This window comes from Agromyces sp. Root1464 (assembly GCF_001427265.1).
Lineage (GTDB): Bacteria > Actinomycetota > Actinomycetes > Actinomycetales > Microbacteriaceae > Agromyces > Agromyces fucosus.
In genome coordinates this window covers 482,977-509,734 of record NZ_LMFU01000001.1, presented here as the reverse complement: position 1 = coordinate 509,734, position 26,758 = coordinate 482,977, and the positions used below count along the sequence as shown (strand labels likewise).

Genomic DNA, 26,758 nt, shown 5'->3' with positions numbered 1-26,758 from the left:
GGAGTGCGCCTCAGCGCGAGATGAACACCTTGCGCAGCGTCTCGCGCACGGTCCAGATCGTCTTCATGCCCGCCTCGAGGCGCACGACGGCGCCGGGGGCGAGGATGATCGGGTCGAGATGACCGCGCCCGGTCGGCGCCGTCTCGAACTCGACGGTCGCGGCGCCCGAGAGCACGACGAAGACCTCGTCGACCTCGACGTCGCGCATCGCGCCGGGCGTCATCTCCCAGACGCCGATCTCGCCGGCGTCCGACGAGTCGAGCGCCGCGTAGCCGGTGGCGGGCGCGCCGGCGACGACCTGGTCGGCAGGCACGGGTTCGTGCTCGAGCACGAGCCCCGGGGCATCCGTCAGTGCGCCCGCGAGGAGGCGGAGATCGTCGCTCATGAGTCGAACCCCAGTCCGAGTGCGTCGAGCGTCTTCAGCAGGATGTTGCGCTTGCCGCGGTTGTGGTCGGCACGATCGAGCGACCAGCGGGTCGCGTTGATGCCCATCGATGCCGCGGGCTCGGGCGGGAAGGGCAGGGGGCGCTTGCGCACCATCTCGAGCTGCGTGCGCTCGTTGTCGCGACCCTCGAGCAGGTCGAGCATGACCTCGGCCGCGAAGCGCGTCGAGCCGACGCCGAGGCCCGTGAAGCCGGCGGCGTACGCGACGCGGTTGTCGCGTGCCGTGCCGAAGAACGCCGTGAACTGGGTGCTCGTGTCGATCGCGCCGGCCCACTGGTGGCTGAACTGCAGGCCCTCGAGCTGGGGGAAGGTCGTGAAGAAGTGGCTCGCGAGCTTCTGCCAGCTCTCGGGGCGGTTCTCGTACTCCGTACGCACCTTGCGACCGTAGTTGTAGATCGCGTCGTACCCGCCGAAGAGGATGCGGTTGTCCTTCGAGAGGCGGTAGTAGTGGAACTGGTTCGCCATGTCGCCGATGCCCTGGCGATCCTTCCAGCCGATGTCGGCGAGCTGCTGCTCCGACAGGGGCTCGGTCATGAGCACGTAGTCGTAGACGGGCACCGTCATGAGCCGGTTGCGCTTCAGGAGCGACGGGAACACGTTCGTCGCGAGCACGGCGTGTGCGGCGTCGACGCGACCGCTCTCGGTGATCACCGAGACGGCGCCGGTCGAGCCGGGGGTGTCGATGCGCTTGACGGGCGAGTGCTCGAAGATCTCGACGCCGAGGTCTTCAGCGACGCGGGCGAGCTCGGATGCGAGGCGCGCGGGATGCACCATCGCGTTCGTGCGCTGCTCCCAGATACCGGCGAGGTAGGTCGGCGAGGCCACGGAGGCCTGCACGGCCGCCTCGTCGAGGAAGACGACGCCCTCTTCGCCCTGCTTCACGGCCTCGGCATGCCAGTCGCGCAGCCACTCGACCTGGTGCTCCTCGATCGCGGGCGCGAGCATGCCGGTTCGCTCGAAGTGGAAGTCCATGCCGTACTCGGCCTCTGCCGCCTCGATCGCGTCGAGGTTCTGCATGCCGAGGCGGTGGAGGGTCGGCATCTCCTTCGGCCAGCGCGCCGTGCCGTTCTCATCGCCGTGCGTGAGGCTCGCCTCGCAGAACCCGCCGTTTCGACCGGATGCCGCCCAGCCGATGCTCTTCGCCTCGACGAGCACGATGCGCGCCCCGGGGTTGCGGCGCTTGGCGAGCACCGCCGACCAGAGGCCCGTGTAGCCGCCGCCGACGATGACGAGGTCGGCGACGTGGTCGCCGGTGAGCTTCGGGCGACCGCCCACCGCTCCCTCGGGCAGGTCGTCGAGCCAGAACACCGAACGGGCGGTGTGCTCGAGCGAATGGGCGATGACGGATGCCGGCGGCTTCTGTCGTTCGAAGACGGTGGTGCCCACAGGTATCACTCCGATGCGGTTGTGGTGCATCCATCCTTTCGCGGGGCGTGCACGCGCGCCAGTTCGTCGTGTCTCGACATCAGCTCGCGGCCGGACACGGTGGCCGGAGTACCGCAGCAAACCGATCAATGAAATTGTCTTGACAAGTCTTCTTGTCGGTGCGACGCTGGTCATATCGACACGGAACTGGGAATTCCCGGTCCGTCCGCAGCACCGAATCAGGAGATGGAACGATGAGAACAGTCACACTCGGCATGAACGTATCCCTCGATGGCTTCGTGGCCACCGATGACGGAGGGCTCGATTGGGTGTTTCCGAACTTCAGCCCCGAGCTGATGGCCGACACCCAGCAGTTGCTCGGGGGGCTCGACACGATCCTCATGGGTCGCAAGAACTACGAGGGCCAGGCCGCGACCTGGCCGGCGGCCGAGGGCCCGCTCGCCGACGTCATGAACAACGTCGAGAAGGTCGTCTTCTCGACGACGCTGACGGACGTCGAATGGAACAATGCACGGCTCGCGACAGGCAGTCCCGAAGAGGAGATCGCTCGTCTCAAGTCGCTTCCCGGTGGCCCGATCGGGGTCTCGGGCGGCGCCGCGTTCGCCCAGTACCTCTCGTCGCACGGCCTGGTGGACGAGTACCGCCTCACGATCCACCCCGTCGTGCTCGGCAGCGGGCTTCCGGTCTTCACCACGAACATCGGCTTCGACATCGTGGATTCCACCGACTACCCCAACGGGGTGACGGTGCGGAGGCTCCGTCCGACGCATGCAGCCGCCGTATCCTGATCTCCCACTCGAACCCAGGAGTCCTCATGCTCGATGTGAGCCCGATCGAGAACGCGGATGCCGCGGTCGCATCCCTCGATCCGATCCGATCCCGGCTTCTCGCCGAGCTCGCCGTGCCGAACTCGGCCACCGCGCTGGGCCATCGCCTCGGGCTCCCTCGGCAGAAGGTGAATTACCACCTCAGGACCCTCGAGGAGCACGGCCTGATCGAGCTCGCCGAGGAGCGCAAGAAGGGCAACGTCATCGAACGGGTCATGCGGGCCACGGCGTCGTCCTATGTGATCACGCCGGCGGCGCTCTCCTCCGTGCAGCCCGACCCCTCCCGGTCGCCCGATCGGCTCTCGGCAGGCTGGATGCTGGCGCTCGCCGCCCGGCTCGTGCGAGATGTCGGGGCACTCATCACCGCGGCGGCACGCCAATCGAAGCCGCTCGCCACCTTCGCCCTCGACGGCGAGATCCGATTCGCGTCCGCCGCCGACCGTGCAGCCTTCGCCGAGGAGCTCAGCAACGCCGCCCTCGAGCTCGTGAGCCGGTACCACGACGAGTCCGCGGTGCGGGGTCGCGACTACCGGCTCGTCCTCGCCATCCATCCGAGCACGAAGCCGCCGTCGACCACCCAGGAGGACTGACCATGTCGCATCGCTTCGAAGAGCCCGCCGAACTGCACTTCGACCTCTCCGCCGAGACGGTATGGCAGGCGATCGCGACCGGCCCCGGCCTGAGCTCCTGGTTCATGGGGGCCACCGAGGTGGACCCACGAGAGGGAGTCGTGCGCACGACGATGGGCAATTACGCCCAGGAGTCGACGATCGGCGCGTACGAGCCGGCGCGTCACTTCTCATTCACGGGTGCCGAGAGTCCCGACGGGCGGTTCTTCGCCATGGAGTTCCTCATCGAGGCGCGTGCCGCAGGCAGCACCGTGCTCAGGATCGTCTCCAGCGGGTTCCTCCCCGGCGACGACTGGGAGGACGAATTCGAGGCGATGCTCTCGGGCGGCCGGATGTACCGGCACACGCTCGTCGAGTACCTCACGCACTTCGCCGGGCGACCGGGGATCGCGATCACCGCGTCCGCTCCGTTCGGCGATCTCGACCGGCGGTGGAGTGCCATGAAGGCCGATCTCGGCGTGATCGGCACGGAGTCCACCGGTCAGGCGGTCACGCTGACTCCGTCGGGGCTCGCGCCGATTCCCGGAACCGTCGATTCGGCGACGTGGGAGACCTTGGGCGTCCGCAGCGCCGACGCGCTCTATCGCTTCTACCGCGGTCACTACGCCGCCGGGGTCGGCCACCACGTCTTCGCGAGCGAGGTCGATGCGCCCGACCGCACGCGTGCATGGCAGGGCTGGCTCGACGCGGTCGCTCCCTGACCGCTTCGGTCGCGTGGCGTCAATCGCCTGGCGTCAGTCGCGCGGCGCGTGCGCCTCGAGGAACTGGTACACCTCGGTCTGGTCGACGCCCGGGAACGTGCCGGTGGGCAGGGCCGCGAGCAACGACGTCGGGGTGCGCGCAGCGGGCCACGAGGCATCCGCCCACCGATCGGCGAGCCCGGTCGGCGCCTGGCAGCAGGCGGGGTCGGGGCATCGTGAAACCGCACGATGCGGTGTCTCGCGCCCGCGGAACCACTTCACGTGCTCGAACGGCACGCCGACCGAGACCGAGTACTCGCCCTCCTTGGCCTTCTCGATGCGCGAGGTGCACCAGAACGTGCCCGACGGGGTGTCGGTGTACTGGTACCAGGGGCTGAAGCGGTCCTCGACGTCGAAGACGGTGCGCGCCGTCCAATTGCGGCACATCGTCGTGCCCTCGATCGCCCCGAGCGCGTCGCTCGGGAAGCGCACGCGGTCGTTCTCGTACGCCTTGATGATCGTGCCCGACTCGTGCACCTTCGTGAAGTGCACGGGGATGCCGAGCCGCGCGGTGGCGAGGTTCGTGAACCGGTGCGCGGCCGTCTCGTACGAGACGGCGAACGCGTCGCGCAGCTCCTCCATCGAGATGCGGCGCAGGTTCTTCGCCTCGGTGAGGAAGCGCACGGCGGCCTGCTCTGGCAGCAGGATGGCGGCGGTCAGGTAGTTCGTCTCGATGCGCTGGCGCAGGAAGTCGGCGTAGCCGGCGGGCTCCTCGTGGCCGAGCAGGTGGCTCGCGAGCGCCTGCAGGATCGGCGAACGGGAGTCGCGCGACGGCGACTGCTGGGTCGGCAGGTAGATGCGGCCGTTGCGCTTGTCGGTCACCGATCGGGTCGAGTGGGGCAGGTCGCCCACGTAGTGCAGGGAGTAGCCGAGGTGGCTCGCCATGTCGGCGACGAGCTGGTGCGAGACCGGCCCGCCCGTGTGGCCGACCGCCTCGAGCAGCTCGGCCGCCTTCGCCTCGAGCTCGGGGTAGAAGTTGTCGCGGGCGCGCATCTCGGCGCGCAACTGGGCGTTGGCCCGTCGCGCCTCCTCGGGCGTCGCCGCGCGTTCGCGGTGCAGGCGGTCGATCTCGTTGTGGAGGCTCAGGATCGTCTGCAGCGTCTGGTCGTTCATGCCCTTCGCCACGCGGAACGAGGGCAGGCCGAGCGCCGCGAACACCGGCCCGCGCTGGGCGCGCTCGACGGCGATCTCGAGCGCGGCGCGTTCCGAAGGGGCATCTGCTCGGAGCAGTTCATCGACGCTCGTCCCGAGGGCGAGCGCGATCGTGCGCAGCATCGAGAGGCGGGGCTCCCGCTTGCCGTTCTCGATCGCGGAGACCTGCGAAGGTGCGCGATCGATCGCGGCGGCGAGCTCGCCGAGGGTCATGCCGCGCGCCGCGCGACGGTCGCGGATGCGACGGCCGAGCGTGAGCGCGTCGACCTCGTCGGCACTCGACTCGGCGAGGTCGGGGGAGGGGGTCGCGCTGCGATCCGCGGTGATCATGCCTTCGATGGTGACATGGGTGATCGGATGCCGCAAACGGAAGAATCCCGGAATTTCCGAGTTGAACCAGCAACTTCCGGAAATCTGCCGCGATCGTGCTGCACCTCGCAGTGAAAGATCGTGGTTCTGCGGCCGACCCCGTCAGGCCGACGGGCTCAGCCGCGGTTTCAGCTCGTTCGCGAAGAAGTCCATGAACCCGTCGGGGTCGGGCCCGTTGTTCATCAGCACGACGTGGTCGTAGCCGACCTCCTCGTACCTGCGGATCGCGTCGAGGTGCTTCGCGACATCGGGCCCGCAGGGCATGGCGTTCGCCACGTCCTCCGGCCTGACGACCTCGGCCGCCGCCTCGAAATTCGCCGGGTTGGGGAGCTCGCTCATGACCTTCCACCCGGTGAGCGACCAGCGACTCGTCTCGAATGCCGACCGGACCGCCGCCTCCTCGGTCTCCGCCCATGCGAGACCCACCTCGCCGTACCTCGGACCAACGCCGCCCGCGGCGCGGTACGTCTCGAGCAACTCGGGCTTCGGTTCGGTGCCGAACATGCCGTCACCGAGTTCGGCGGCGAGCTCCGCGGCATCCGGACCGCCCGCCGCGACCGCGATGACGGGCAACTCGTCGGGAAGGTCGAACACGCGGGCGTCCTCGAGGGCAAGGTACTCGCCTCGGTACGAGTGGTACCCGCCCGACCACAGCAGCCGGATGATCTCGATCGCTTCGCGCAGCAGGTCCTGCCGCTCTGCGACGGCCGGAAAGCCGCGCCCCACGACGTGCTCGTTCAGGCGCTCGCCGGAGCCGACGCCGAGCGTGAACCGACCGTCGGAGAGGAGGGCGAGTGTCGCAGCCGCCTGGGCGATGACGGCGGGGTGGTACCGCACGGTCGGGCACGTGACCCCGGTCGCGAGCCCGAGCCGGGTGGTCTTCGCCGCGATCGAGCCGAGCACGCTCCACGCGAACGGCGAGTGGCCCTGCGAGTCGAGCCAGGGATGGAAGTGGTCGCTGATCTCGACGAAGTCGAAGCCGCTCTGCTCGGCGAGCTCGGCCTGGCGAACGAGCTCTCCCGGGGCGAAGCCCTCTGCGGCCAGCTTGTATCCGTATCGGATCATCGGTCCCCCTCACCGGACGTGCGCAGGCGACGCTACGCGCGCGCAGTCCGGCCCGGAAGGCGCTTGCGCCCGGAACCCTCACCGACGACAATGCGTGGCTGCGCGCCGACGGATCACCCGCGTTATACGCCGCAGTCGTCGGACGCGCAAGTCCCTTCTCGTGCAAGCGCCGCCGATCTAACGTTGCGCGCATCAGCCGGTGTCGACCTCATGACCCGTCCGACCCCGGTCGACCCGACGGCGCGGACCGACGCCGAACCGGCATCGGTCCGCGCTGGACCGACATCACGGAAGCGAGAGCAAGATGACCGAGAACACCCCATCGCAGCCTTCGTACGGTTCACCGGCCGCGGGCTCCACGAGCGATGTCGACGCCGGCTTCGGGGCGGTCCCCGGAGGCGGTTCCGAGGTGACCGAGGCCGACGCGACCCGCGGGTCCGCCGTGACCGGCGGTCCCGTCGGCGATGCCACGACCGGCTCCGCCGGCCCGGCCGGCGCGGGCCGGTCATCTTCGCTCGCGGACGACGCCGCCTCGGTCGCCTCCGATGCCGGCGACGCCGGCCACCGAGTGGTCGACGTCGCCAAGGAGGAAGGCAAGGCCGTCGTCGAGGAGACCGCGGAGCAAGCGCGCCGGCTCGCCGACGATGTCACCGTCGAGCTGCGGGAGCAAGCCGCAGTGCAGCAGAAGCGAGTGGCCGGCGGACTCCGCTCAGCGGGAGCGCAGTTCACGCAGATGGCCGACCAGTCCAGCGAGTCGGGGTATGCCACCGACCTCGTGCGCGAAGCCGGCCGACGCGCCGACGACGTCGCCCGGTGGCTCGATGCCCGCGACCCCGGCTCCCTCGTGCAGGAGGTGAAGACCTTCGCCCGCCGGCGACCGGGAGCCTTCCTCGCGATCGCCGTCGGAGCCGGCGTCGTCGTGGGGCGGTTGACGCGCGCCCTCGCAACGCCGCCCGACCGCGGTTCCGCGGCCACTGAGCCGCGGGCGTCCTCAACCAGCGCGCCGGTGACCGGGATGGCAACGGCGCCTGCCACCGCCGCCGGCATGCCCGGCGCCGACCGGTCCGGATCGATCGGCGCACCGTCGGTCGGTGCACCCGGGGGAGGCGGAGCACGATGACCGATGAACCCCGCATCGGCGCGCACGATGCACGACTGGGCTCGGCCGCTCAGGGCGTGGGCGCGCCCGCGACATCCGTCGACCCGCCCTCGTCATCGCCCACGCCCTCCGAGGTGCACGCCGAGACGACCTCGCTCGGCGACCTGTTCGCGGAGGTGAGCCGTGACGTCTCCCTGCTCATGCGGCAGGAGGTCGAGCTGGCCAAGGCCGAGATCTCACGTTCGGCGAAGCGGGCCGGAAAGGGCGCCGGCATGTACGGCGGTGCCGGCGTCGCGGGACTGTTCGCGGCGCTCTTCCTCTCGATCGCGCTCTGGTGGGGACTCGGCTACCTGATCGGGAACGCCTGGTCGGCCATCGTCGTCGCCGCCATCTGGGCCGTCGTCGCGGTCGTGCTCGCGGTCGTCGGCAAGAAGGAGTTCGACAGCGTCGAGGGCATCCCGGAGACCGTCGAGAGCGTCAAGAAGATTCCCGAGACGCTGAAGAGAAATGAGGAGAACCGATGAGTGACCCGGAACTGATCCGTTCGGACATCGAGCGGACCCGACGAGAACTCGGCAGCGACGTCGACGCGCTCGCCGACAAGGTCAACCCCGCCAAGATGGCGCAACGCCAAGGCCACAGGATGAAAGACGCGGTCGGCCGACTGACCGACCGGGTCATGGGCACGGCCTCCGACGTGATCGACTCGGCCGAGTCCGCTGTCGACTCCGCCGGAGAGGCCGTTGCCGGAGCGCCGCGCAAGGTCGCATCGGCGACGCAGGGCAACCCGATCGCCGTCGGCCTCATCGCCTTCGGCGTCGGATGGCTCGCCTCATCCCTCATCCCGGCGTCGAAGCCGGAACGAGACCTGGCCGAGAAGGCGAAGGAGGCGGCAGCCCCCCTCATCGAGGAAGCGCGGGATGTGGCGCAGGAGTCGGTCGAGCACTTGCGCGAGCCGGCCATGCAGGGGGCGGAGGCCGTCAAGGAACGCGCGACCGAGGCCGTCGAAGTCGTGCGCGACGAGGGGGCGTCGGCGGCATTAGAGGTGCAGGCCGAGGCCAAGCATGCGGCGGAGCGCCGGATGGGCTGACCGCCGACGAACGGATGACGCGATGCCGCTCCACTCTCGGAGCGGCATCGCGCCCGTCGGGGTCAGCCGAGCAGCTCGTCGGTCGAGACGACCTCGGCGTAGCTGTCGCCGAGCGCCGCCATGAACGCGGCGTGCACCTGCGCGGCGGGCACCGAGGTGTCGCCGAAGGTGAGGTCTGGAGCTGCGCACGCGTCGTGGGCGACGGTCACCGAGTAGCCGGCGTCGGCGGCGGCGCGCACCGTCGCGTCGACGCACATGCTCGACATCATCCCGACGATCACGACGCCGTCGACGTCCGCCCCGGCCGCGCGGAGTCGTGCGTCGAGATCGGTGCCGAGGAACGAGTTCGGGTGCGCCTTGACGACGACGGGCTCGCCCTCGGCGGGGGCGACGAGCGGGTGGATCTCGACGCCGTGGGTGCCGGGCGCGAAGAACGCTGCGTCGGGGGCATCCCACACGTGCTGCACGTGCACGACGGGCTGGGCGGCCTCGCGATGCGAGGCGAGCAGGCGCGCGGCGTTGGCCGCGGCGGCATCCGGGCCGACCAGCGGGTGCGCGCCGCCCTCGAAGTAGTCGTTCTGGATATCGATGATCACGAGGGTGCGGGTCACGAGAGTCACGATAGCGCCCGATCGCGCGACGCGAGCACTTCGGGCACATGCGCCTCGGCCCACGCCCGCATCGCGGCGATCGGCTCCAGCAGCGACCTGCCGAGCGGGGTGAGCGCGTACTCGACCCGGGGCGGCGATTCGTCGAAGGCCCGCCTCGACACGAGGCCGTCGCCCTCGAGTGCACGGAGCGTCTCGGTGAGCACCTTCGGCGTGACCACTCCGACTCGGGCCTTCAGCGCGGTGAACCGCATCGGCCCGGGCTCGAGCGCGAGGATGACGAACATCGTCCACCGCTCGCCGATGCGGCCGAACACGACCCGGCTCGGGCAGTCGGGGCTCAGCACGTCCATCGCGGATGCGTCGGCCCCGTCCTCGTCCAGCAGCGACGTCGACATGGGCTACCTCGTCTCCCTCGGGATCGGTTCCGTTGAAGTAACCAGTATCCGATGCATACCGTGGTCCCCATGCGAATTCTCCTGACCGGTGCCACCGGCTACATCGGATCCTCCGTGCTCGATACGCTCATCGCCTCCGGGCACGAGGTCGTCGCCGTCGTCCGCACTCCCGAGGCCGCCGCGCGCGTCGCCGCGCGAGGTGCGGCGGCCGTCGAGGGCGAGGTGACGGATGCCGCGTGGTTCGGCGCCATGCTCGACGGCGTCGACGGTGCGGTGCACACGGCCGCCCCCGAGGCGGGAGCCGAGGCGTTCAACACGGCGGTCATCGACACCGTCATCGATCGCTTCGGAGGCACCGCGAAGCGGTTCGTGCTGACGAGCGGCATCTGGGCATACGGCTCGGGCGATGCGATCCACGAGGAGGGCCCGCTCGACGCACCTGAGCTCGTCGCCTGGCGGGTGCCGCTCGAGGAGCGACTGCTCGCGTCATCCGTCGATGCCGCGATCGTCGTGCCCGGGGTCGTCTACGGCCGCGGCCGCGGCCGCGGACTCGCCGGACTCATCACCGACGCGCCCCGCGGCGAGGGAGGCGAGCTCCGGCTCATCGGCGACGGCACCCAGCACTGGACGTGGGTGCACGTCGATGACCTGGCCCGGCTCTACGAACTCGCACTCACCCACGACGGACCGCTCGGCCGCATCGTCGGCAGCGACGGCAACCCGACGACGGTGCGGGCGCTCGCCCGCGCGGTGGCGGGCGGAGCCGGCGTCGCCCCCGAACCCGTCGAGATCACCCGCGCACGACTCGGCGCCGCGTTCGCCGATGCGCTCCTGCTCGATCAGCGCGCCTCCGGCAGCAAGGCCCGCGAGCTCGGCTGGGTCCCGGAGCACTCGAGCGTGGTCGACGTCGTGACGAACGAGGCATCCGCCGCCTGAGCGAGGCCGCACCGGTGTCGTTCTTCACCGCGTCAATGGGGAGTGCTCCCCATGTCGGGGGATTGCGGCGACTGGTTGGATGGCCGGGGGGTCGGATCGACCCGTATCCGAAGGGGAACAACACGCACATGACGTCTACACGCCTGATCGCCGCCGGCTCGCTCGCCGCACTCGCCCTGCTCTTCACCGGTTGCGCCGCCACCGGCACCGCTGCCGGCGAGGACACGAAGGGCGAGGCGTCGTCCGAGTCCGTGGAATCCGAGCCCAAGGCCGACGCCGGGCAGACCAAAGACGAGGCGTGCGGGATCGTCAAGACCAGCATGGAGGAGCTCACCGGGCTGACGACGGTGGACATGACCGACGCCGCCGCTGCACTCGCCGCGTTCGAGACCGTCAAGGTCTCGCTCACGGAAGCCTCGGGCAAGATCTCGAACGAGGAGGTCTCCGTCGTCGCGACGGGCGCCGCTGACGCCGTGACCGCGTACTCCGACCTGATCACGGCCATCACCACCGACCCGGCCAGCGTCGACATGACGAAGATCAGCGAGCAGGCCGCGACGCTGCAGAAGTCCATGACGGATCTGGTCGGCGTCTGCTCGTCGATCGGCTAGTCGCGCGCGAGCACCACTGACACGACAGGGGCGGGAGCTGTTGCTCCCGCCCCTGTCGTGTGCGCTGCGTGTATACGAGCGCGGTCGCGCGTGCGCGACGACGCGGACGTCTCAGCCGCCGCCCATGGTTCGGGCGATGTCGGCCGCCGAGTCTCCCGCCCGACGCAGCACGAGCGCGACGAGGCCGAGCGCGATGAGCGTCAGCACGAGCATGATCGTCGAGACCGCCGCGATCTCGGGCCGCAGTCCGCTTCGCAGGGCGCTCAGCACGTAGACGGGCCACGGGGTCGAGCCCGAGACCGAGACGAACGCGGCGATGACCGTGTTGTCGAGGCTGAGCGTGAACGAGAGCAGGAACCCGGCGAGCACGGCGGGCATCGCGAGGGGCAGGGTGACCTTGCGGAAGGTACGGGTCGGCGTCGCGTAGAGGTCGGCCGAGGCCTCCTCGAGCTGCGCCTCCTGGCCGACGAGCCTCGCTCGCACGAGGTACGAGACGACCGTGATCGAGAACAGCGAGTGGCCGATCACGAGGCGCACGATGCCGTCGTTGAAGAGCGACATGCCGAGGTCCTGGCCGAGGAAGACCATCCACGGCAGCAATGCCACCGCGTCGACGATCTCGGGCGTGACCGAGACGAGCAGCAGCAGTCCCATGAACCACCACACCCACTTGCCCGGATGCCGCGCCATCGCGATGCCCGCGAGGGTGCCGAGCACCGTGGCGGCGAACGCGGCGACGAAGCCCGTCTCGACCGAGATCCACACGGCGTCGCGGATGGCGGGCTTCGCGAGGAGCGCGAGGAACGAGTCGAACCCGAAGCCGTCCCACGAGACGAGCAGCCGTCCCACGTTGAACGAGGAGACGATGATGACCGCGATGGGGGCGAACAGGAAGACGAGCACCAGGACGCCCCACACGTCGAACGCGACATCCGACCACGCCTTGCGCGACCGTCGCACCTGTCGCTGCGCTGCTGGAGCACTCATGCCGCGACCTCCTCATGAATCGAAGCGGATGCCGGCGCCGATGCCGGCGCCCCGATCACGAGCCGGTGGCTCGCCCGGATCGGCAGGGTCACGAGCCACACGATCGCGGCGCCGACGGCGACGGTGGCGAGGATCACGATGATCAGCACGACCGCCATCGCCGAGCCGAGCGCCCAGTTCTGCGCGGTCTGGAACTGGCTCGCCACGAGCTGGCCGACCATGTTGCCCTTCGCCCCGCCGAGCACGGTCGCCGTGATGTAGTCGCCCATGAGCGGGATGAACACGAGCAGCACGCCCGCGATGATGCCGGGCTGCGCGAGGGGCAGGGTGATGCGGAAGAAGGTCGTCCACTTGCCGGCGCCGAGGTCCTTCGACGCCTCCCGGAGCGGCCCGTTCACCCGGTCGAACGCGACGAACAGCGGCAGGATCATGAGCGGCAGGTAGTTGTAGACGACGCCGAGGAGCACCGCGCCGCGGGTGTTCAGGATCGCGAGCGGCTCGAGGCCGACGCTCTGCAGCGCCGTCGAGAGCCAGCCGTCGGGCGAGAGGATGACCTGCCAGCCGATCGTGCGCACCAGGAAATTCGTCCAGAACGGCACCATCACGAGCGCGACGAGGAGGCCGCGCCGCGACGGCGGAGCCTTCACCGCCATCCAGTACGCGACGGGCAGTCCGATCAGGAAGCACAGCACGGTGCCGACGACCCCGACCCAGAGCGTGTTCTGGAACGTCGCGAAGAAGGTCGGGCTGAAGACCTCGGCGTATCGGTCGAATGAGAGCTTGTCGGTGGCCTGGGTGGCGAAGATGCTCGGCTTGTAGCCGAAGCTGAACCACACGACCATCCCGACCGGGGCGACGAAGAAGACGGCGAGCCACGCCCAGGCGGGCGCCGCGAGCAGGAATCCGGGGAGTCGTTTACGCACCAGCCGCCGCCTTCGTCGCGTTCCAGATCTGGACGACCCGCTCCTGCGCCTCGGTCAGCTCGCCCTCGTGCATGGTCGCGACCTGCTCGGGCGTGAAGAACACGAGGTCGAGCATCGGCAGGCCGGCGTCCGACGCCACCTGCTCGATGCCCTTCGCGCCGGTGTCGTACCCGATGTAGTCGAGTTCGGCGAGCGCGTTCTCGGGGGAGAGCACGTAGTCGATGAACGCGTGCGCCGCCTCGGGGTTCGGCGCCCCCGCGGCGATCGCCCAGTTGTCCATCCAGATCTCCGTCGCCGGCGAGCCGAGCACGTACTTCCAGCGTTCCGGCTCGGGGCTCTCGAGGATGCCGAGGCGGGCATCGCCGTTGTACGACTGCATGAGCATCTGCGTCGCCTGCGGGATCGCGCTGCCGCCCGGGTAGGAGTCGAACGCCGAGATGTGCGGCGCGAGCTCGTTCACGAGGAACGCCTCGGCCGCGTCGAGGTCGTCGGGGTCGGTCGTGGTCCACGGGATGCCGTTGGCCCAGAAGTAGATGCCCGTGATCTCCGAGGGGTCGTCGAGCAGCGACGTCCTGCCGCTCGCCTCGTTCTGCGCCGCGTCGATGAAGTCGTTCCAGTCCTTCAGCTCGCGGTCGATCGCGGTGACGTCGTACACGAACCCGGTCGTGCCCCACGCCTTGCAGATCGAGTACTCGTTGTCGGGATCCCAGGCCCGGCCGAGGAACGTCGGGTCGACGTGCTTCAGGTTCGGGATGAGGTCGTGGTTGAGCTTGGCCAACAACCCGTGCTCGGCCATCTGCGCGACGAAGGTGCCGGTCGGCACGACGATGTCGTAGCCGCTCGTGCCGCGCGCGCCGACGAGCTTCGCAACCATCTCCTCGTTCGAGTTGAAGGCGCTGAGCGAGATCTTCGGGCCGAGGTCGGCGGTGAAGGCGTCGAGCACGTCGGGGGCGTCGTAGTCGCCCCAGGTGTAGATCGAGAGCTTCGACTCGAGCGGGCCGCCAGAGGCCCGCGCGGTGGTGGGCGACCCGGTCGGCGCGCACGCGGCGAGCAGCCCGGCCGAGCTCGCCGCGGCGGCGAAGCTCAGGAAGCGGCGACGCGAGAGCTCGCGGCGGATGGTCTTGGCCGCGCCCGCGGGCGCGAGGATGCGGATCTCTTCGGATGACATCGTGACTCCTCGGGGCTCAGACGGTCGGCGGCGCGACGTAGCCGCTCGCGCTCGCCGCATCGTCGGCCGGGAAGAGGAGCACGCTCTCGGCGCGCCACGAGCACACGACCGCGTCGCCGACCGACAGCTGCGGCGCCTCGGGCGAGGGGCGACGTGCGATGAGGCTCTGGTCGTCGCCGAGGCGCACGAGGTACTGCATGGTCTCGCCGAGGTGCGAGACGCCGATCAGGCTGCCGCGGGCGGTGTTCGCCGCACCGGATGCGTCGGCTGCGACATCCGCTTCGATGCTCACGAACTCGGGGCGCACGGCCGCGAGGCCGGTGCCGCCCGCTGGGAGTCCGGCGGAGGTGCCGCGCACGAGCGCGTGCGTCGAGTCGACGGCCGTGCCGCCCTCGACGACCGTGCCGCCGAAGAAGTTCTGCTGTCCGACGAATGCGGCGACGTAGGCCGAGGCAGGTCGGGCGTAGACCGTGTCGGCGTCGGCGAGCTGCTCGATGCGACCGCTGCGCATGATCGCGATGCGGTCGCTCATCGAGAGCGCCTCGCCCTGGTCGTGGGTCACGAAGACGAAGGTGATGCCGAGGCGCGACTGCAGCAGCTTCAGCTCGAGCTGCATCTCTTCGCGCAGCTGCCGGTCGAGGGCGCCGAGCGGCTCGTCGAGCAGCAGCACCGAGGGCCGGTTGACGAGGGCGCGGGCGAGCGCGACGCGCTGCTGCTGGCCGCCCGAGAGCTGGGTGGGCTTGCGGTCGGCGAAACGGCGCATCTGGGCGAGGTCGAGCGCGTCGACGACCCGGTCGCGGATCTCGGCCTTCGGGGTGCGCTTCTGCTGGAGACCGTACGCGACGTTCTCGGCGACCGACATGTGCGGGAAGAGGGCGTACGCCTGGAACACGGTGTTGACGTCGCGTCGGTAGGGCGGCACGCCGAGCACTGAACGGCCCGAGACGCGGATGTCGCCGTCATCTGGTTCCTCGAAGCCGGCGATCATGCGCAGCGTCGTGGTCTTGCCGCACCCCGAGGGGCCGAGGAGCGAGATGAACTCGCCGGCCTCGATCGTGAGCGAGAGGCGGTCGACCGCGGTCGAATCGCCGTAGTGCTTGGTGACGGCGTCGATGACGACCGTTCCGGGTGCCTCCGCGCCGGGCGACGAGGTGGTCGCCGCCTCCGCCTCGGTGGTCGTTGCCGTGGTCACGTGCCAGCACCTCCAGTTCACCCGCACACCGTCGCGCAGGCTTGCCATTCAATCCGTGAGGCCCCTCGTGTGCAATGCGCGCGACCGTGAACGCGACAAACCATCGGGCGGGCGGCGCCCGCCCGACAGTCCGTCTGAAATTTCTCCCACGCGGAGTGACGTCCGCGTCAGGCGTTCAGCGCCGCCGTCGGCGACGTACGTGCGGCTCGCGCCGCGGGCAGCGCGCCGGCCACGGCCCCGACGACGACGGTCGCGACCACGCCGGCGGCGAGCACGGCGGGGGGCACCGCCACGAGCCATCCGTTCGCTCCGGCGACGACCGCCGTGATCACCCAGCCGATCGCCGTGCCGGCGATGCCGCCGCACAGCGCCAGCAGGATGGCCTCGACGAGGAACTGCGAGCGGATGTGTCCGCGGGTCGCGCCGAGCGAACGCCGCAGGCCGATCTCCTGGCGCCGCTCGAGCACCGAGATCACCATCGTGTTCGCGACGCCGATGCCGCCGACCAGCAGGGCGATGGAACCCACGCCCACGAGCAGACCCGTGAAGGCCTGGTCGATCGTGTTCTTCGCAGCGAGCGCATCGGAGGGACGGCTGACCTTCACCTCGGTCGGCGACTCGGGATTGATCGTGGCGGGCAGGATCTCGCGAACCTGCTCGACGAGGTCATCGGCCGAGCGTTCGTAGATCACCGTCGGCGACCCGTTGAATTCGAAGAGCTCGGCGGCGATCGGCCCGCCCACCACCGCGACGGAGTCGAGTTCGGGGGCGAGCGGCGACGGGTCGAGGATGCCGGCGACCGTGAACTGCCGCCCGCCGATCTCGACGGCGCTGCCGATCGTGACGATGCCGAGGCGCTCCGCGGCCTTCGCTCCGAGCACGACGACCGGGAACTGCTCGGTGGCGCCGTTGAGCCACGCGCCCGAGGCGAGCCCGGTGCCCGTCGCCGGCAGCAGGTCGAGGTCGGCGGCGACCACCGTGAGTCCGCCGGTGGCGCCCGGATCGATGAGCGCGTTGCGGTAGATGTGGACGTCGGCGAGCGTGGCGCTCCAGCTCGCCTGTTCGACGCCGTCCATGCGCCGCACGCGATCGATCGCGTCGGCGGGCAGTTCGGAGTCCTTCCCGAAGAAGTCGGATCCGGCCGTGGCGGTGAGGAGGTTCGTGCCCAGCGCGGCGAGCTTCTGCTTGACGAGCGCCTCGCTCGACGTCGAGATGCCGACCACGGCGATCATCGCGGCGATGCCGATCGCGATGCCGAGGGCGGAGAGCACCGCGCGCATCGGCCTCGATCGGAGGCCGTGCAGCCCGAGCCCGAGCAGGTCCGCCGTGCGGAGACGGGAGCGCAGGCCGTTCACGAGCGAGACCCGGCCATGACGCCCGCCCCGGTCGACAGCACGCCGTCGCGGATGCCGACCCGACGGGGCATCCGCTCGGCGACCTGCGGGTCGTGGGTGATCACGACGACCGTCGTGCCCCCTGCGTTGAGCTCGGCGAGGATCGAGACGATGGCCTCGCCCGAGCGGGTGTCGAGCGCCCCCGTGGGCTCGTCGGCGAGGAGCAGGGCCGGTTCGCCGACGACGGCGCGAGCGATCGCGACGCGCTGACGTTCGCCGCCCGACAACTCGTTCGGGCGGTGGCGGGTGCGAGCGGCGAGTCCAACGCGCTCGAGTGCGATGGCGGCGCGTGCACGTCGCTCGGCCTTCGGCACCCCGGCGTAGAGCAGGCCGGTGGCGACGTTGTCGAGCGCGGTGACGCCCTCGGCGAGGTGGTACTGCTGGAACACGAAGCCGATGGTGTGCGCACGCAGGCCCGAGAGCTCCGCGTCGCTCATCTCGCCGGTGTCGTACCCGTCGATCTCGATGTCACCCGAGCTCGGCCGGTCGAGGGTGCCCATGAGGTTCAGCAGCGTCGACTTGCCCGAGCCGCTCGGACCGACGATCGCGAGCATCTCACCGCGCTCGACGTCGAGGTCGGCATGCCTGAGCGCGACGGTGGGCGGTGAGCCGTAGGTGCGCGTGACCGAGCGCATGCGGATGAGCGGCGCGCTCACTCGGGCACCACGACCTCGTCGCCGGCTTCGAGCTCGCCGCCCGTGACCTCGACGAGTCCGTCGGCGAACAGGCCGAGCTCGACCGTCACCGTCTTCACGGCGCCCTTCTCCACGATCTCGACGGCGAAGCCGCCGCCGGTGCGTGCGAGCAACGACGTGACCGGCACGAGCAGGGCATCCTCCCGCCGCACCGCCGCGAGCTCGCCGCTGACGCCGACGTCGTCGAGCCCGTCGGCGGCCGCCGGGTCGTCGAGCGTGATCGTGATGGGCAGCTTGAGCTTCTTCCCGCCCTGGTCGTCGTCCTGCTCGACGGGGGCGCCGACCGCGCTCACCGTGCCCTGCACGGTGCCGCCGCCGGGAAGGGTGAGCTGCACCTGGGTGCCGACCGGTGCGATCGGTTCGAGGTTCGGCGCGAGGAAGGCGTTCACGCGCTTCACGGTGTCCGACACCGCGATGACCGATGGGCCGGCGCCCGCGCCGATCTGCAGCTTGCGCTCCGCCACGCGCACGGGAGCAGGGGCGAACACGATGCGGCCCGGTTCGATCGAGCCGGTCTGCTCGAGGCCGAGGGACTTCTGCCAGCGCTCGATCGCCGCAGCGGTCGAGCCGGCGAACTCCGAGTCGGGTTCGCGCTCGAAGAAGCCGAGCGCGGCGAGGTTCTGCTCGAGCTGCAGCACGTCGGGGCCGTCGTCCATGCCTTCGGCGAACGGCCGCCACATCGGCAGTGCACCGAGCAGGAGCACGACCGGGTCGTCGTCGACGCGGAACATCGTCGCGCCGCGGTCGAGCACGGCGCCGGCGTCGGGCAGCCAGGTGATCGTGCCGCCGAGGGTCGTGCCGAGCTCCTGCGTCGTGCCGTAGCCGAGGCGGCCGTTGAAGCGGACGCGCTCGGTCAGGTCGCCGCGGGTCACGGCCGTGGTCGCGACGTCCGCAGCCTCGTTCGCCGCGTCTCCGCCCTCCGTCGACGACGCCGGCCAGGTCACCGCGAGCACCGTGCCGGCGATGCCGAGCACGGCGACGCAGGCCCCGGCGATGAGCCAGGGGGCGCGGCGACGCCGTCGGGCGGGCGGGGTCGCCGCGTCATCCGTCATCGCGTCATCGGCGGTCTGCGGTTCGGCGCTCACTCTTCGTCCATCGTCGGGTAGTCGGCAGCTTCGCTGCACGCATCGATGTCGGCCGGGTCGAACTCGTCGATCGACATCGCCTCGCTCATGCCGACCGAGCCGTCGGCCGAGATCTCGGGGTCGGGGTAGTCGTAGCCGCGTTCGCGCATGCACGCGGCGAAGCGCAGGGAGGCCTCGTTCATCTCCTCGGCGTCGGGCATGCCCGGAATCACCGGCGGTTCGCCGACCTTGTCGATGCACTTCCTGTTCGCGGCATCCATCGCCTCGACGTCGATCTCGTCGGGGTCGACGGCCTCGCCCGAATCCATCGTGGTGCTGTCGCTCGCCGTGCCGTCGGCGGTCGTCGCCATCTGCATGTCGATGCCCTCCCCCTTCATGCAGGAGGTGAACTCGGCGGACCATTCCTCGTAGGCGGCATCCGAGTCGCCGGACTTCAGATCAGCCGAATCCGCTCCGTTCGGTGCGCAGGCGCTGAGCGCGAGGAGCAGGGCGATACCGGTGAACGCGAGCCCTGCACGGGCTCCGCGAGTGGAACGTGTGGTCATGAGGTGTCCTTTCGATCGCGCCACGGACTGGCGCAGAACTCAGCTCACACATAGGGCGGTTGTAGTGGAGTAAAGGTCGGCATTGACGTTTTCCTTACGCCCGACGGGATTCACTGGACGAGTTGGTCGGAACATCCGGATGCCGTGATCGAGAGGAGTGGGACGTGCGCGTGTTGATCGTGGAGGATGAGCCGTACCTCGCCGAGGCCGTGCGCGCCGGGCTCGCTCTCGAGGCGATCGCAGCGGATGTCGCCGCCGACGGCGAGGCCGCCCTCTTCAACATCGACGTCAACGACTACGACGTCGTGCTGCTCGACCGCGACCTTCCGGGTGTGCACGGCGACGAGGTCTGCCGCACGCTCGTCGCCCGCGAGGAGCGCCCCGCGATCCTCATGCTGACCGCGGCGCGCCGACTCGGCGACAAGGTCGGCGGCTTCGAGCTCGGCGCCGACGACTACCTCGCGAAACCGTTCGAGTTCCCCGAACTCGTCGCCCGCGTGCGGGCGCTCGGGCGCCGCCGGTTCACCGCACTGCCGCCGCGGCTCGAGGCGGCGGGCGTGACCCTCGACCCGTTCCGGCGGGAGGTGTACCGCGAGGGACGGTTCATTCGCCTCAGCCGCAAGGAGTTCTCGGTGCTCGAGGTGCTCATGCGCGCCGGCGGGGGAGTCGTGAGTGCCGAGACGCTGCTCGAGAAGGCCTGGGACGAGAACGCGAATCCGTTCACGAACTCGGTGAAGGTCACGATCTCGACCCTCCGCCGCAAGCTCGGCGAGCCGTGGATGATCCGCACCGACCCCGGTGCGGGCTACGCGATCGATGCGGCGCATGGCTGAGCCCGCGGCATCCGCGCCCCGCAGCTATCGCCTGACCGTGCGTGCGCGGCTCGCGCTCACGTATGCCCTGCTGTTGACCACCGCGGGCGCCGTGCTGCTCGTCATCGTCGCCTTCGTCGTCGGCCTCGTGCCGAGCTACGAATTCGCGGCGACGGCCGAGCCGGCCGCCACGCTCATGGAGCCGCACGAAACGATCCCGCTCGAGTCGACCCCGCTCGAGTCGACCCCGCTCGACGCGGCGACTGGGGAGGCCGTGCCGGCGGTCCCGATCTACGACCCAGGCATCCTCTCCCTGACGACGACCGCGGCGACCGTCGTCGTGAGCTCGCGATCAGACATCCTGCAGCTGCTGCTCTGGGTCTCGGTCGGGGCACTCGCACTCCTCGCCGCGGGCGGCGCCTGGGCCGGCTGGTTCGTCGCCGGCCGCATGCTCAAGCCCCTGCAAGAGGTGAACATCGCCGCGCACCGCGCCACTCGCGGTCACCTCGACCACCGCATCGGGCTCACCGGCCCTCGCGACGAGATCACCGACCTCGCCGACACCTTCGACGGCATGCTCGACTCGCTCGAGCGTTCGGCCGATGCCGATCGTCGATTCGCGGCGAACGCCTCGCACGAACTGCGCACGCCGCTCGCGACCACCCGCACGATGCTCGACGTGGCGCTGAGCACGCGGGGCGGCGACGCGGAGCTGCTCGAACGCCTGCGCGAGATGAACGAGCGCAGCATCGCGACCGTCGAGGCCCTGCTCGACCTCTCCGAACTGGAGTCGACGGAGTCCGGCGACGCCGGGTCGGTCGATCTCGCGGCCGTCGCGACATCCGTCGTCGACGAAGGGAAGGCGGAAGGCGACGCTGCAGGGGTGCGCCTGACCTCGACGCTCGCGCCCGCGGTCGTCGAGGGCGACGAGGTGCTGCTGCGGCAGCTCGTCGCGAACCTCGTGCAGAACGCGATCCGCCACAACGAGCGCGGTGGGTTCGTGACGGTGACGACGGATGCCTCGGGCTCCGCGCCGACCCTCGTCGTCGAGAACAGCGGGGCGGAACTCGACGACGCGACCGTCGCGACCCTGACCGCACCCTTCACGCGGGGAGGCGGACGCACGCGCGACGCCGCCGACCGCGGCCGCGGACTCGGCCTCTCGATCGTGGCCGCGATCGTCGCCCGCCACGACGCCGAACTCGAGCTCTCGCCACGGGGCGGCGGGGGCCTGCGCGCCACGGTGCGCTTCCCGCGCTGAGGCACTCGCGCCGCCTCGCCTCGCGAGCCTCTCACCCCTCACCCCTCTCGCCTCTCACCCCTCACCCCTCACCCCTCACCCCTCACCCCTCACCCCTCACCCCCTCCACCTCGCCGCAACACGTCGAGACGACGCATGTTGTCGCAACTGCCCGCGGTTACCGGCAACAAGCGTCCTCTCGCGAGACGCGAGCGCGGCGATGCTGCCTCCCCAGCGCGGCGGCACGGCGAATAGCCCACAGATCCGTGCCCTGCAGCATCTGGGCGCAACGCCCTCCCGCACGATGTGCGTATGCGTCGGCCGGCCCCGCTTCCTCGTTCCCTGACGAATACTCCGTTCACCGTTCGAGCCGCGCTCGAGGCCGGCGCGACGGCACGCCGCGTGCGATCGATCGAGCTCGTCGCACCGTTCCGCGGAGTTCGCAGTCTCCCGCGGGATGCCGATTCGCTGCTCGGGCGGTGCCGCGCGTACGTGACGATCATGCCGCCGCGGCACGTCTTCTCGGGGCGCACCGCCGCGGTGCTGTGCGGCATTCCGCTCCCCGCCGTCATCGAGCGAGATGCCAGGGTGGAGGTGACCGCGCTCGACGGTGGGCGAGCGCCACGTGGCAGAGGCGTGCTCGGCCGGAGCACGCAGCTGATCCCGAACCTCGTACGCGTCCCCGGTGTGCGGGGCGCGTGGATGACGGCTCCGGCCGATGCGTGGTGCGAGCTGGCCGGCGAGCTCTCCCTCGACGACCTCATCGCAGCGGGCGATCGTCTACTGGGTCTGCCGCGACCACTCGCCACAGCCGACGAGGTCGACGCCGCCATCGCGCGCCACGGGCGGCGGCGCGGGGCGACCCGCCTTCGTCTGGCGCGGGCGGAGATGCGCCCGAACGTCTGCTCTCGCCGCGAGACCTTCGTGCGGCTGCTGCTCATGCGCGCCGGGCTGCCCGAGCCTGAGCCGAACGGCGTCATCGTGCTCCGTTCGGGTCGACGTACTCGCGGCGACCTCGTCTTCCGTGCGTACCGGGTGCTCGTCGAATACGACGGAGAGCAGCACCTCCTCGACACCGAGCAATGGGCGACGGATGTCTCGAGGCTGAATGACCTCGCCGAAGACGACTGGCGGGTCATCCGCATCACGAAGCGGATGCCGCGTGCCGAGATCGTCGCCCGAACCGGGCGCGCGCTACGTGACCGGGGCTGGCGAGGTTGACCGAACGCTGGGCGCCTGCGCCGACTGTGGGAAGACGCGTCTTGTCGGAACGACACGGTCGTTCCGACAAGACGCGTCCTCTCGGCGCTGGGCGGGAGGGGCGCTGGGCGTGAGGGGTGCTGGGCGGGAGGGGTGCTGGGCGGGAGGGGTGCTGGGAGGGGAGGGGTGTCGCAAGGAGCAGCCGACACGGCGCGAGAGCGCGGAACTTCCGAGGCGCAGAAGAACGTCGAAAGTTCACCCCCCGAATCGCAGGGTCGACCTCTTCGAGCGAGCGCAGAGTGGATGCACAGCCACCCCGACGGCGCCGAAGCAGACGCCGAACGGAGCACCACGAAGCATCCGCCCGCTGCACCGAAGGAGCAACACCATGAGCACGAACCGCCCCGGCGACCAGACCCAGACCGCAGCCGAGCTGCAGCTCGAGTGGGACGCGAACCCGCGGTGGGACGACATCAGCCGCGACTACAGCGCGGAAGACGTCATCGCCCTCCGCGGCCCGGTTCGCGAGGAGCGCACGCTCGCCAAGCGCGGCGCCGAGAAGCTCTGGCAGGACATCCAGCGCAACACCGGCACGGCCTTCGCCCCGCAGGAGGACCCGCAGTGGTCGGCCGCGCTCGGCGCCCTCACCGGCAACCAGGCCGTGCAGCAGGTCCGCGCAGGCCTGAAGGCGATCTACCTGAGCGGCTGGCAGGTCGCGGCCGACGCGAACCTCAGCGGCCAGACCTACCCCGACCAGTCGCTCTACCCCGCCAACTCGGTGCCGGCGGTCGTGCGCCGCATCAACAACGCGCTGCTCCGCGCCGGCCAGATCGAGCAGGGCACCGACGACCGCGACTGGATGGCCCCCATCGTCGCCGACGCCGAGGCCGGCTTCGGCGGCCCGCTGAACGCGTACGAGCTCATGCACCAGATGATCGAGGCCGGCGCGGCGGGCGTGCACTGGGAGGACCAGCTCGCGAGCGAGAAGAAGTGCGGCCACATGGGTGGCAAGGTGCTGGTTCCCACGAGCCAGCACATCCGCACGATCAACGCGGCACGCCTCGCATCGGATGTCGCCGGCGTGCCGTCGATCATCATCGCCCGCACCGACGCCCTCGCGGCGACCCTCCTCACGAGCGACCACGACGAGCGCGACCGCCAGTTCGTCACGGGCGAGCGCACGGCCGAGGGCTTCTACGAGGTGCAGAACGGCATCGAGCCGGTCATCGCCCGCGGCCTCGCGTACGCCGAGTACGCCGACCTGCTCTGGGTCGAGTCGGCCGAACCCGACCTCGACCTTGCGCGCCGCTTCGCCGAGGCCGTGCACGCGAAGTTCCCGGGCAAGCGCCTGAGCTACAACTGCTCGCCCTCGTTCAACTGGAAGCGCCACCTCGACGACGACCAGATCGCGAAGTTCCAGCGCGAGCTCGCGTCGATGGGCTACGCGTTCCAGTTCATCACCCTCGCGGGCTTCCACTCCCTGAACCACGGCATGTTCACGCTCGCGAAGGACTACAGCGAGCGCCACATGTCGGCCTACGTCGAGCTCCAGGAGGCGGAATTCGCCTCGGAGGCATCCGGATACACCGCCACGCGCCACCAGCGCGAGGTGGGCACCGGCTACTTCGACCAGATCGCCACCGCGCTGAACCCCAACAGCGCAACCCTCGCCCTCGTCGGATCGACCGAGGAAGAACAGTTCAACCACTGACCCGCTCACGGGCAAGAACTCAGAGGAGCAACGACCATGAACACCACACCAAGCATGACGCTCGAACGAGAGCGAACGGATGCTGCATCCGCTCGCCGGCCCGAACCGAAGCGCGCCACCGGCAGCTTCCAGACCGTCGAACCGCGCATCGAGATCACGGCACCGCTCGGCGAGCGGTACGACCAGATCCTGACGCCCGAGGCGCTGCAGTTCCTCGCGGAGCTGCACGACCGCTTCGCCGGCACCCGGCACGAGCTGCTCGCCGTGCGCCTGCAGACCCGCGTCGACGCGGCGAACGGCCGCGACCCGAAGTTCCTGCCCGAGACCGAGTCGATCCGGAACAACGCCGACTGGCGCGTCGCCGGCGCGGGCCCGGGCCTCGAGGACCGCCGGGTCGAGATCACCGGCCCGACCGACCGCAAGATGGCCATCAACGCGCTGAACTCCGGTGCGAAGGTGTGGCTCGCCGACCAGGAGGACGCCACGAGCCCCACTTGGGCGAACGTCATCGAGGGTCAGCTGAGCCTCTTCGACGCGCTGCGCGACCGTCTCGAGTACACGAGCCCCGAGGGAAAGCAGTACCGCGTCACGGCTGAGCAGACGCCGACGATCGTGATGCGCCCGCGCGGCTGGCACCTCGTCGAGAAGCACCTGAAGTTCCACGACCGGGCGGGGCGGGCGATGCACGCCTCGGGTTCGCTCGTCGACTTCGGCCTGTACTTCTTCCACAACGCGCAGGCGCTCATCGCCGCCGGCCGCGGGCCGTACTTCTACCTGCCGAAGCTCGAGTCGCACCGCGAGGCGAAGCTCTGGAACGACATCTTCGTCTACGCGCAGAACCGGCTCGGCATCCCGCAGGGCACGGTGCGCGCGACGGTGCTCATCGAGACGATCCAGGCCGCGTTCCAGATGGACGAGATCCTCTACGAGCTGCGCGACCACTGTGCCGGGCTGAACGCCGGGCGCTGGGACTACATCTTCTCGATCGTGAAGACCTTCCGCTCGCGCGGTCGCCGCTGGGTCATGCCCGACCGCAAGGCGATCACGATGACGGTGCCGTTCATGCGGGCGTACACCGAGCTGCTCGTCGCCACGTGCCACAAGCGCGGGGCGCACGCCATCGGCGGCATGAGCGCGTTCATCCCGAACCGCCGCGACCCCGAGGTGACCGAGCGCGCGCTCGCCGCGGTGACGGCCGACAAGCGCCGTGAGGCCGGCGACGGCTTCGACGGCACCTGGGTGGCGCACCCCGACCTGATCCCGACCGCCCGTGCCGAGTTCGACGCCGTGCTCGGCGACCGGTCGAACCAGGTCGACCGCCTCCGCGACGACGTGCACGTGACGGCGGCCGAGCTGCTCGACATCCCGTCGATCGGCGGAGCGGTCACCGAGGGCGGCGTGCGCGACAACGTGTCGATCGCGATCCGCTACATCGAGTCGTGGCTGCGCGGCACGGGTGCAGCGGCGATCGACAACCTCATGGAGGATGCCGCGACGGCCGAGATCTCGCGCTCGCAGATCTGGCAGTGGCTGAACGAGAACACGGTGACCGCCGAGGGCACGCGCATCGACCAGACCTCGATCGTGCGGCTCATGGCGGAGGCCGTGGCCGCGCTGCCGCGCTTCGAGGGCGACCGTTTCGACGACGCCATCTCGGTGTTCCGGAGTGTCGCGCTCGAGCCCGAGTTCCCGACCTTCCTCACCGTCGGCGCGTACGCGCGCTTCCTCTGAGACAGTGCCCGAGGGGGCCGTCCCGACCGCATCCGGTGATCCCGGAGGTGCCACGGTCGGGGCGGCCCCTTCGCCGCGCGCACCTCGTCTGCAAGAATCGGTGCTCGTGACCCAGTCGACCGCCTCCGCCGTTCGCATCCGCCCCGCCACGAGCACGGATGCCGCCGCGCTCTCCTCGCTCGCCGCCGCGACGTTCCCGCTCGCCTGCCCGCCGCACACGACGCCCGAGGCGATCGCCGACTTCATCGCGAAGAACTTCGGCGTGGATCACTTCGAGGCGTACCTCGCCGATCCCGATCGCATCCTGCTCGTGGCGGAGGCGCCGGCACCGGCGGCCGATGCCGACGACGACGGGGGCGCCCCGCGCCTGCTCGGCTACACCATGCTCGTCGGGGGCGAACCCGGCGACCCCGACGCCGCTCGAGCGGTGACCGCCCGGCCCGCGATCGAGGTCAGCAAGGTCTACGCCCTCGCGGAGTCGCACGGCACCGGCACCGGCGCCGCGCTCATGCGGGCGTCGCTCGACGCCGCCCGCGCGGCCGGAGCCGCGACGGCGTGGCTCGGCGTCAACGAGGAGAACGCGCGAGCGATCGCGTTCTACGAGCGCCACGGCTTCGTGAAGGTCGGCGACAAGCACTTCGTGGTGGGTGGCCGCGTCGAGGACGACTGGGTGATGGAGCACTCGCTCGCGGCGGTGCCCTCGCCGGTCGGCTAGCTGTCC

Annotated in this window: 28 protein-coding genes; 14 read left to right on the top strand and 14 right to left on the bottom strand. The window is 70.3% G+C overall.

Annotated features, from left to right (window positions below):
• Positions 1-10 precede the first annotated feature (10 nt).
• The gene (locus ASD23_RS02325; RefSeq protein ID WP_056005713.1) at positions 11-385 is read right to left on the bottom strand and encodes a cupin domain-containing protein; all 375 of its coding nucleotides are present in this window, start codon (positions 383-385) and stop codon (positions 11-13) included.
• Positions 382-1,830, bottom strand: a complete 1,449-nt coding sequence (locus ASD23_RS02320) for an NAD(P)/FAD-dependent oxidoreductase (protein WP_056005710.1) — start codon at positions 1,828-1,830, stop codon at positions 382-384. The genes ASD23_RS02325 and ASD23_RS02320 overlap by 4 nt, the downstream gene beginning before the upstream one ends.
• A gap of 233 nt (positions 1,831-2,063) precedes the next feature.
• Here ASD23_RS02320 and ASD23_RS02315 point away from each other — a divergent pair, with 233 nt between their 5' ends.
• From ASD23_RS02315 to ASD23_RS02305, 3 genes are read left to right on the top strand one after another with little or no spacing between them, the layout of a single operon-like run.
• Complete coding sequence (locus tag ASD23_RS02315; protein WP_056005708.1) at positions 2,064-2,618, top strand: dihydrofolate reductase family protein; 555 nt, start codon at positions 2,064-2,066, stop codon at positions 2,616-2,618.
• Between the two features lie 26 nt (positions 2,619-2,644).
• Positions 2,645-3,247 carry a winged helix-turn-helix domain-containing protein gene (locus ASD23_RS02310; protein ID WP_157376983.1) on the top strand — a complete coding sequence of 201 codons (603 nt, stop codon included), beginning with the start codon at positions 2,645-2,647 and terminating at the stop codon, positions 3,245-3,247.
• Positions 3,248-3,249: 2 nt separating this feature from the next.
• Positions 3,250-3,987: an SRPBCC family protein gene (locus ASD23_RS02305; RefSeq protein ID WP_056005706.1), complete on the top strand. Its 738-nt coding sequence runs from the start codon at positions 3,250-3,252 to the stop codon at positions 3,985-3,987.
• Positions 3,988-4,020: 33 nt separating this feature from the next.
• On the opposite strand, the gene ASD23_RS02300 is transcribed toward ASD23_RS02305, so the two are convergent.
• Positions 4,021-5,508: an XRE family transcriptional regulator gene (locus tag ASD23_RS02300; protein WP_056005703.1), complete on the bottom strand. Its 1,488-nt coding sequence runs from the start codon at positions 5,506-5,508 to the stop codon at positions 4,021-4,023.
• A gap of 141 nt (positions 5,509-5,649) precedes the next feature.
• The gene (locus ASD23_RS02295) at positions 5,650-6,612 is read right to left on the bottom strand and encodes a TIGR03557 family F420-dependent LLM class oxidoreductase (protein WP_200941664.1); all 963 of its coding nucleotides are present in this window, start codon (positions 6,610-6,612) and stop codon (positions 5,650-5,652) included.
• A gap of 304 nt (positions 6,613-6,916) precedes the next feature.
• On the opposite strand from ASD23_RS02295, the gene ASD23_RS02290 reads away from it, so the two are divergent.
• Genes ASD23_RS02290 through ASD23_RS02280 form a run of 3 tightly spaced genes read left to right on the top strand, consistent with a single transcriptional unit; the run spans position 6,917 to position 8,801 of the window.
• Positions 6,917-7,732 carry a hypothetical protein gene (locus ASD23_RS02290; protein ID WP_056005700.1) on the top strand — a complete coding sequence of 272 codons (816 nt, stop codon included), beginning with the start codon at positions 6,917-6,919 and terminating at the stop codon, positions 7,730-7,732.
• Positions 7,729-8,235 (top strand): phage holin family protein, encoded by a 507-nt coding sequence (locus tag ASD23_RS02285; RefSeq protein ID WP_082571119.1) that lies wholly within the window; start codon positions 7,729-7,731, stop codon positions 8,233-8,235. The genes ASD23_RS02290 and ASD23_RS02285 overlap by 4 nt, the downstream gene beginning before the upstream one ends.
• Entirely contained in the window at positions 8,232-8,801 is a 570-nt protein-coding gene (locus tag ASD23_RS02280) for a DUF3618 domain-containing protein (protein ID WP_056005697.1), read from the top strand. Before ASD23_RS02285 ends, ASD23_RS02280 begins: the two co-directional genes overlap by 4 nt.
• A gap of 62 nt (positions 8,802-8,863) precedes the next feature.
• Here the strand turns inward: ASD23_RS02280 and ASD23_RS02275 are convergent, their stop codons facing one another.
• Positions 8,864-9,412, bottom strand: coding sequence for a cysteine hydrolase family protein (locus ASD23_RS02275; protein ID WP_056007662.1), 549 nt, complete (start codon positions 9,410-9,412; stop codon positions 8,864-8,866).
• Between the two features lie 5 nt (positions 9,413-9,417).
• A complete protein-coding gene (locus tag ASD23_RS02270) occupies positions 9,418-9,807 on the bottom strand; it encodes a winged helix-turn-helix transcriptional regulator (protein WP_056005694.1) in 390 nt (129 codons plus the stop codon).
• 69 nt (positions 9,808-9,876) lie between these two features.
• Between ASD23_RS02270 and ASD23_RS02265 the strand changes: the two genes are divergently transcribed.
• Positions 9,877-10,743, top strand: coding sequence for an NAD-dependent epimerase/dehydratase family protein (locus ASD23_RS02265; RefSeq protein ID WP_056005691.1), 867 nt, complete (start codon positions 9,877-9,879; stop codon positions 10,741-10,743).
• A gap of 128 nt (positions 10,744-10,871) precedes the next feature.
• Positions 10,872-11,354, top strand: coding sequence for a hypothetical protein (locus ASD23_RS02260; protein WP_056005687.1), 483 nt, complete (start codon positions 10,872-10,874; stop codon positions 11,352-11,354).
• A gap of 111 nt (positions 11,355-11,465) precedes the next feature.
• Here the strand turns inward: ASD23_RS02260 and ASD23_RS02255 are convergent, their stop codons facing one another.
• The 8 genes from ASD23_RS02255 to ASD23_RS18955 all read right to left on the bottom strand — a co-directional run bounded on the left by ASD23_RS02255 (position 11,466) and on the right by ASD23_RS18955 (position 19,343).
• Positions 11,466-12,341, bottom strand: a complete 876-nt coding sequence (locus ASD23_RS02255; RefSeq protein WP_056005684.1) for an ABC transporter permease — start codon at positions 12,339-12,341, stop codon at positions 11,466-11,468.
• On the bottom strand, positions 12,338-13,264 hold the full coding sequence (locus ASD23_RS02250) for an ABC transporter permease (RefSeq protein ID WP_056005681.1): 927 nt from the start codon (positions 13,262-13,264) through the stop codon (positions 12,338-12,340). Before ASD23_RS02250 ends, ASD23_RS02255 begins: the two co-directional genes overlap by 4 nt.
• Complete coding sequence (locus ASD23_RS02245; protein WP_056005677.1) at positions 13,257-14,432, bottom strand: polyamine ABC transporter substrate-binding protein; 1,176 nt, start codon at positions 14,430-14,432, stop codon at positions 13,257-13,259. The genes ASD23_RS02250 and ASD23_RS02245 overlap by 8 nt, the downstream gene beginning before the upstream one ends.
• A 16-nt stretch (positions 14,433-14,448) precedes the next feature.
• Complete coding sequence (locus ASD23_RS02240; RefSeq protein ID WP_056005673.1) at positions 14,449-15,624, bottom strand: ABC transporter ATP-binding protein; 1,176 nt, start codon at positions 15,622-15,624, stop codon at positions 14,449-14,451.
• 167 nt (positions 15,625-15,791) lie between these two features.
• Entirely contained in the window at positions 15,792-16,979 is a 1,188-nt protein-coding gene (locus ASD23_RS02235) for an ABC transporter permease (protein WP_056005670.1), read from the bottom strand.
• The gene (locus ASD23_RS02230) at positions 16,976-17,674 is read right to left on the bottom strand and encodes an ABC transporter ATP-binding protein (protein ID WP_327019770.1); all 699 of its coding nucleotides are present in this window, start codon (positions 17,672-17,674) and stop codon (positions 16,976-16,978) included. The genes ASD23_RS02235 and ASD23_RS02230 overlap by 4 nt, the downstream gene beginning before the upstream one ends.
• A complete protein-coding gene (locus ASD23_RS02225; RefSeq protein WP_056005667.1) occupies positions 17,671-18,798 on the bottom strand; it encodes a peptidoglycan-binding protein in 1,128 nt (375 codons plus the stop codon). Before ASD23_RS02225 ends, ASD23_RS02230 begins: the two co-directional genes overlap by 4 nt.
• The gene (locus tag ASD23_RS18955) at positions 18,795-19,343 is read right to left on the bottom strand and encodes a hypothetical protein (protein WP_056005664.1); all 549 of its coding nucleotides are present in this window, start codon (positions 19,341-19,343) and stop codon (positions 18,795-18,797) included. The genes ASD23_RS02225 and ASD23_RS18955 overlap by 4 nt, the downstream gene beginning before the upstream one ends.
• Before the next feature lie 164 nt (positions 19,344-19,507).
• On the opposite strand from ASD23_RS18955, the gene ASD23_RS02215 reads away from it, so the two are divergent.
• The 6 genes from ASD23_RS02215 (at position 19,508) to ASD23_RS02190 (ending at position 26,752) form a co-directional block, all read left to right on the top strand.
• Positions 19,508-20,176, top strand: a complete 669-nt coding sequence (locus ASD23_RS02215) for a response regulator transcription factor (protein WP_056005658.1) — start codon at positions 19,508-19,510, stop codon at positions 20,174-20,176.
• Positions 20,169-21,416, top strand: a complete 1,248-nt coding sequence (locus ASD23_RS02210; RefSeq protein WP_200941663.1) for a sensor histidine kinase — start codon at positions 20,169-20,171, stop codon at positions 21,414-21,416. The genes ASD23_RS02215 and ASD23_RS02210 overlap by 8 nt, the downstream gene beginning before the upstream one ends.
• 480 nt (positions 21,417-21,896) lie before the next feature.
• A complete protein-coding gene (locus ASD23_RS02205; RefSeq protein WP_157376981.1) occupies positions 21,897-22,616 on the top strand; it encodes a hypothetical protein in 720 nt (239 codons plus the stop codon).
• A 367-nt stretch (positions 22,617-22,983) separates the two neighbouring features.
• Complete coding sequence (gene aceA, locus ASD23_RS02200; RefSeq protein WP_056005652.1) at positions 22,984-24,306, top strand: isocitrate lyase; 1,323 nt, start codon at positions 22,984-22,986, stop codon at positions 24,304-24,306.
• A gap of 36 nt (positions 24,307-24,342) precedes the next feature.
• Positions 24,343-26,037, top strand: a complete 1,695-nt coding sequence (aceB, locus tag ASD23_RS02195; protein WP_082571116.1) for a malate synthase A — start codon at positions 24,343-24,345, stop codon at positions 26,035-26,037.
• A gap of 106 nt (positions 26,038-26,143) precedes the next feature.
• On the top strand, positions 26,144-26,752 hold the full coding sequence (locus ASD23_RS02190) for a GNAT family N-acetyltransferase (RefSeq protein WP_056007649.1): 609 nt from the start codon (positions 26,144-26,146) through the stop codon (positions 26,750-26,752).
• Positions 26,753-26,758: the final 6 nt, after the last annotated feature.

Bases quoted from the DNA above. Each gene is read 5' to 3' on its own strand.
- ASD23_RS02325 (WP_056005713.1), bottom strand. From the start codon at position 385: ATGAGCGACGATCTCCGCCTCCTCGCGGGCGCACTGACGGATGCCCCG.
- ASD23_RS02315 (WP_056005708.1), top strand. From the start codon at position 2,064: ATGAGAACAGTCACACTCGGCATGAACGTATCCCTCGATGGCTTCGTG.
- ASD23_RS02310 (WP_157376983.1), top strand. From the start codon at position 2,645: ATGCTCGATGTGAGCCCGATCGAGAACGCGGATGCCGCGGTCGCATCC.
- ASD23_RS02305 (WP_056005706.1), top strand. From the start codon at position 3,250: ATGTCGCATCGCTTCGAAGAGCCCGCCGAACTGCACTTCGACCTCTCC.
- ASD23_RS02300 (WP_056005703.1), bottom strand. From the start codon at position 5,508: ATGATCACCGCGGATCGCAGCGCGACCCCCTCCCCCGACCTCGCCGAG.
- ASD23_RS02295 (WP_200941664.1), bottom strand. From the start codon at position 6,612: ATGATCCGATACGGATACAAGCTGGCCGCAGAGGGCTTCGCCCCGGGA.
- ASD23_RS02290 (WP_056005700.1), top strand. From the start codon at position 6,917: ATGACCGAGAACACCCCATCGCAGCCTTCGTACGGTTCACCGGCCGCG.
- ASD23_RS02285 (WP_082571119.1), top strand. From the start codon at position 7,729: ATGACCGATGAACCCCGCATCGGCGCGCACGATGCACGACTGGGCTCG.
- ASD23_RS02280 (WP_056005697.1), top strand. From the start codon at position 8,232: ATGAGTGACCCGGAACTGATCCGTTCGGACATCGAGCGGACCCGACGA.
- ASD23_RS02270 (WP_056005694.1), bottom strand. From the start codon at position 9,807: ATGTCGACGTCGCTGCTGGACGAGGACGGGGCCGACGCATCCGCGATG.
- ASD23_RS02265 (WP_056005691.1), top strand. From the start codon at position 9,877: ATGCGAATTCTCCTGACCGGTGCCACCGGCTACATCGGATCCTCCGTG.
- ASD23_RS02260 (WP_056005687.1), top strand. From the start codon at position 10,872: ATGACGTCTACACGCCTGATCGCCGCCGGCTCGCTCGCCGCACTCGCC.
- ASD23_RS02255 (WP_056005684.1), bottom strand. From the start codon at position 12,341: ATGAGTGCTCCAGCAGCGCAGCGACAGGTGCGACGGTCGCGCAAGGCG.
- ASD23_RS02245 (WP_056005677.1), bottom strand. From the start codon at position 14,432: ATGTCATCCGAAGAGATCCGCATCCTCGCGCCCGCGGGCGCGGCCAAG.
- ASD23_RS18955 (WP_056005664.1), bottom strand. From the start codon at position 19,343: ATGACCACACGTTCCACTCGCGGAGCCCGTGCAGGGCTCGCGTTCACC.
- ASD23_RS02210 (WP_200941663.1), top strand. From the start codon at position 20,169: ATGGCTGAGCCCGCGGCATCCGCGCCCCGCAGCTATCGCCTGACCGTG.
- ASD23_RS02205 (WP_157376981.1), top strand. From the start codon at position 21,897: ATGCCGCCGCGGCACGTCTTCTCGGGGCGCACCGCCGCGGTGCTGTGC.
- aceA (WP_056005652.1), top strand. From the start codon at position 22,984: ATGAGCACGAACCGCCCCGGCGACCAGACCCAGACCGCAGCCGAGCTG.
- aceB (WP_082571116.1), top strand. From the start codon at position 24,343: ATGAACACCACACCAAGCATGACGCTCGAACGAGAGCGAACGGATGCT.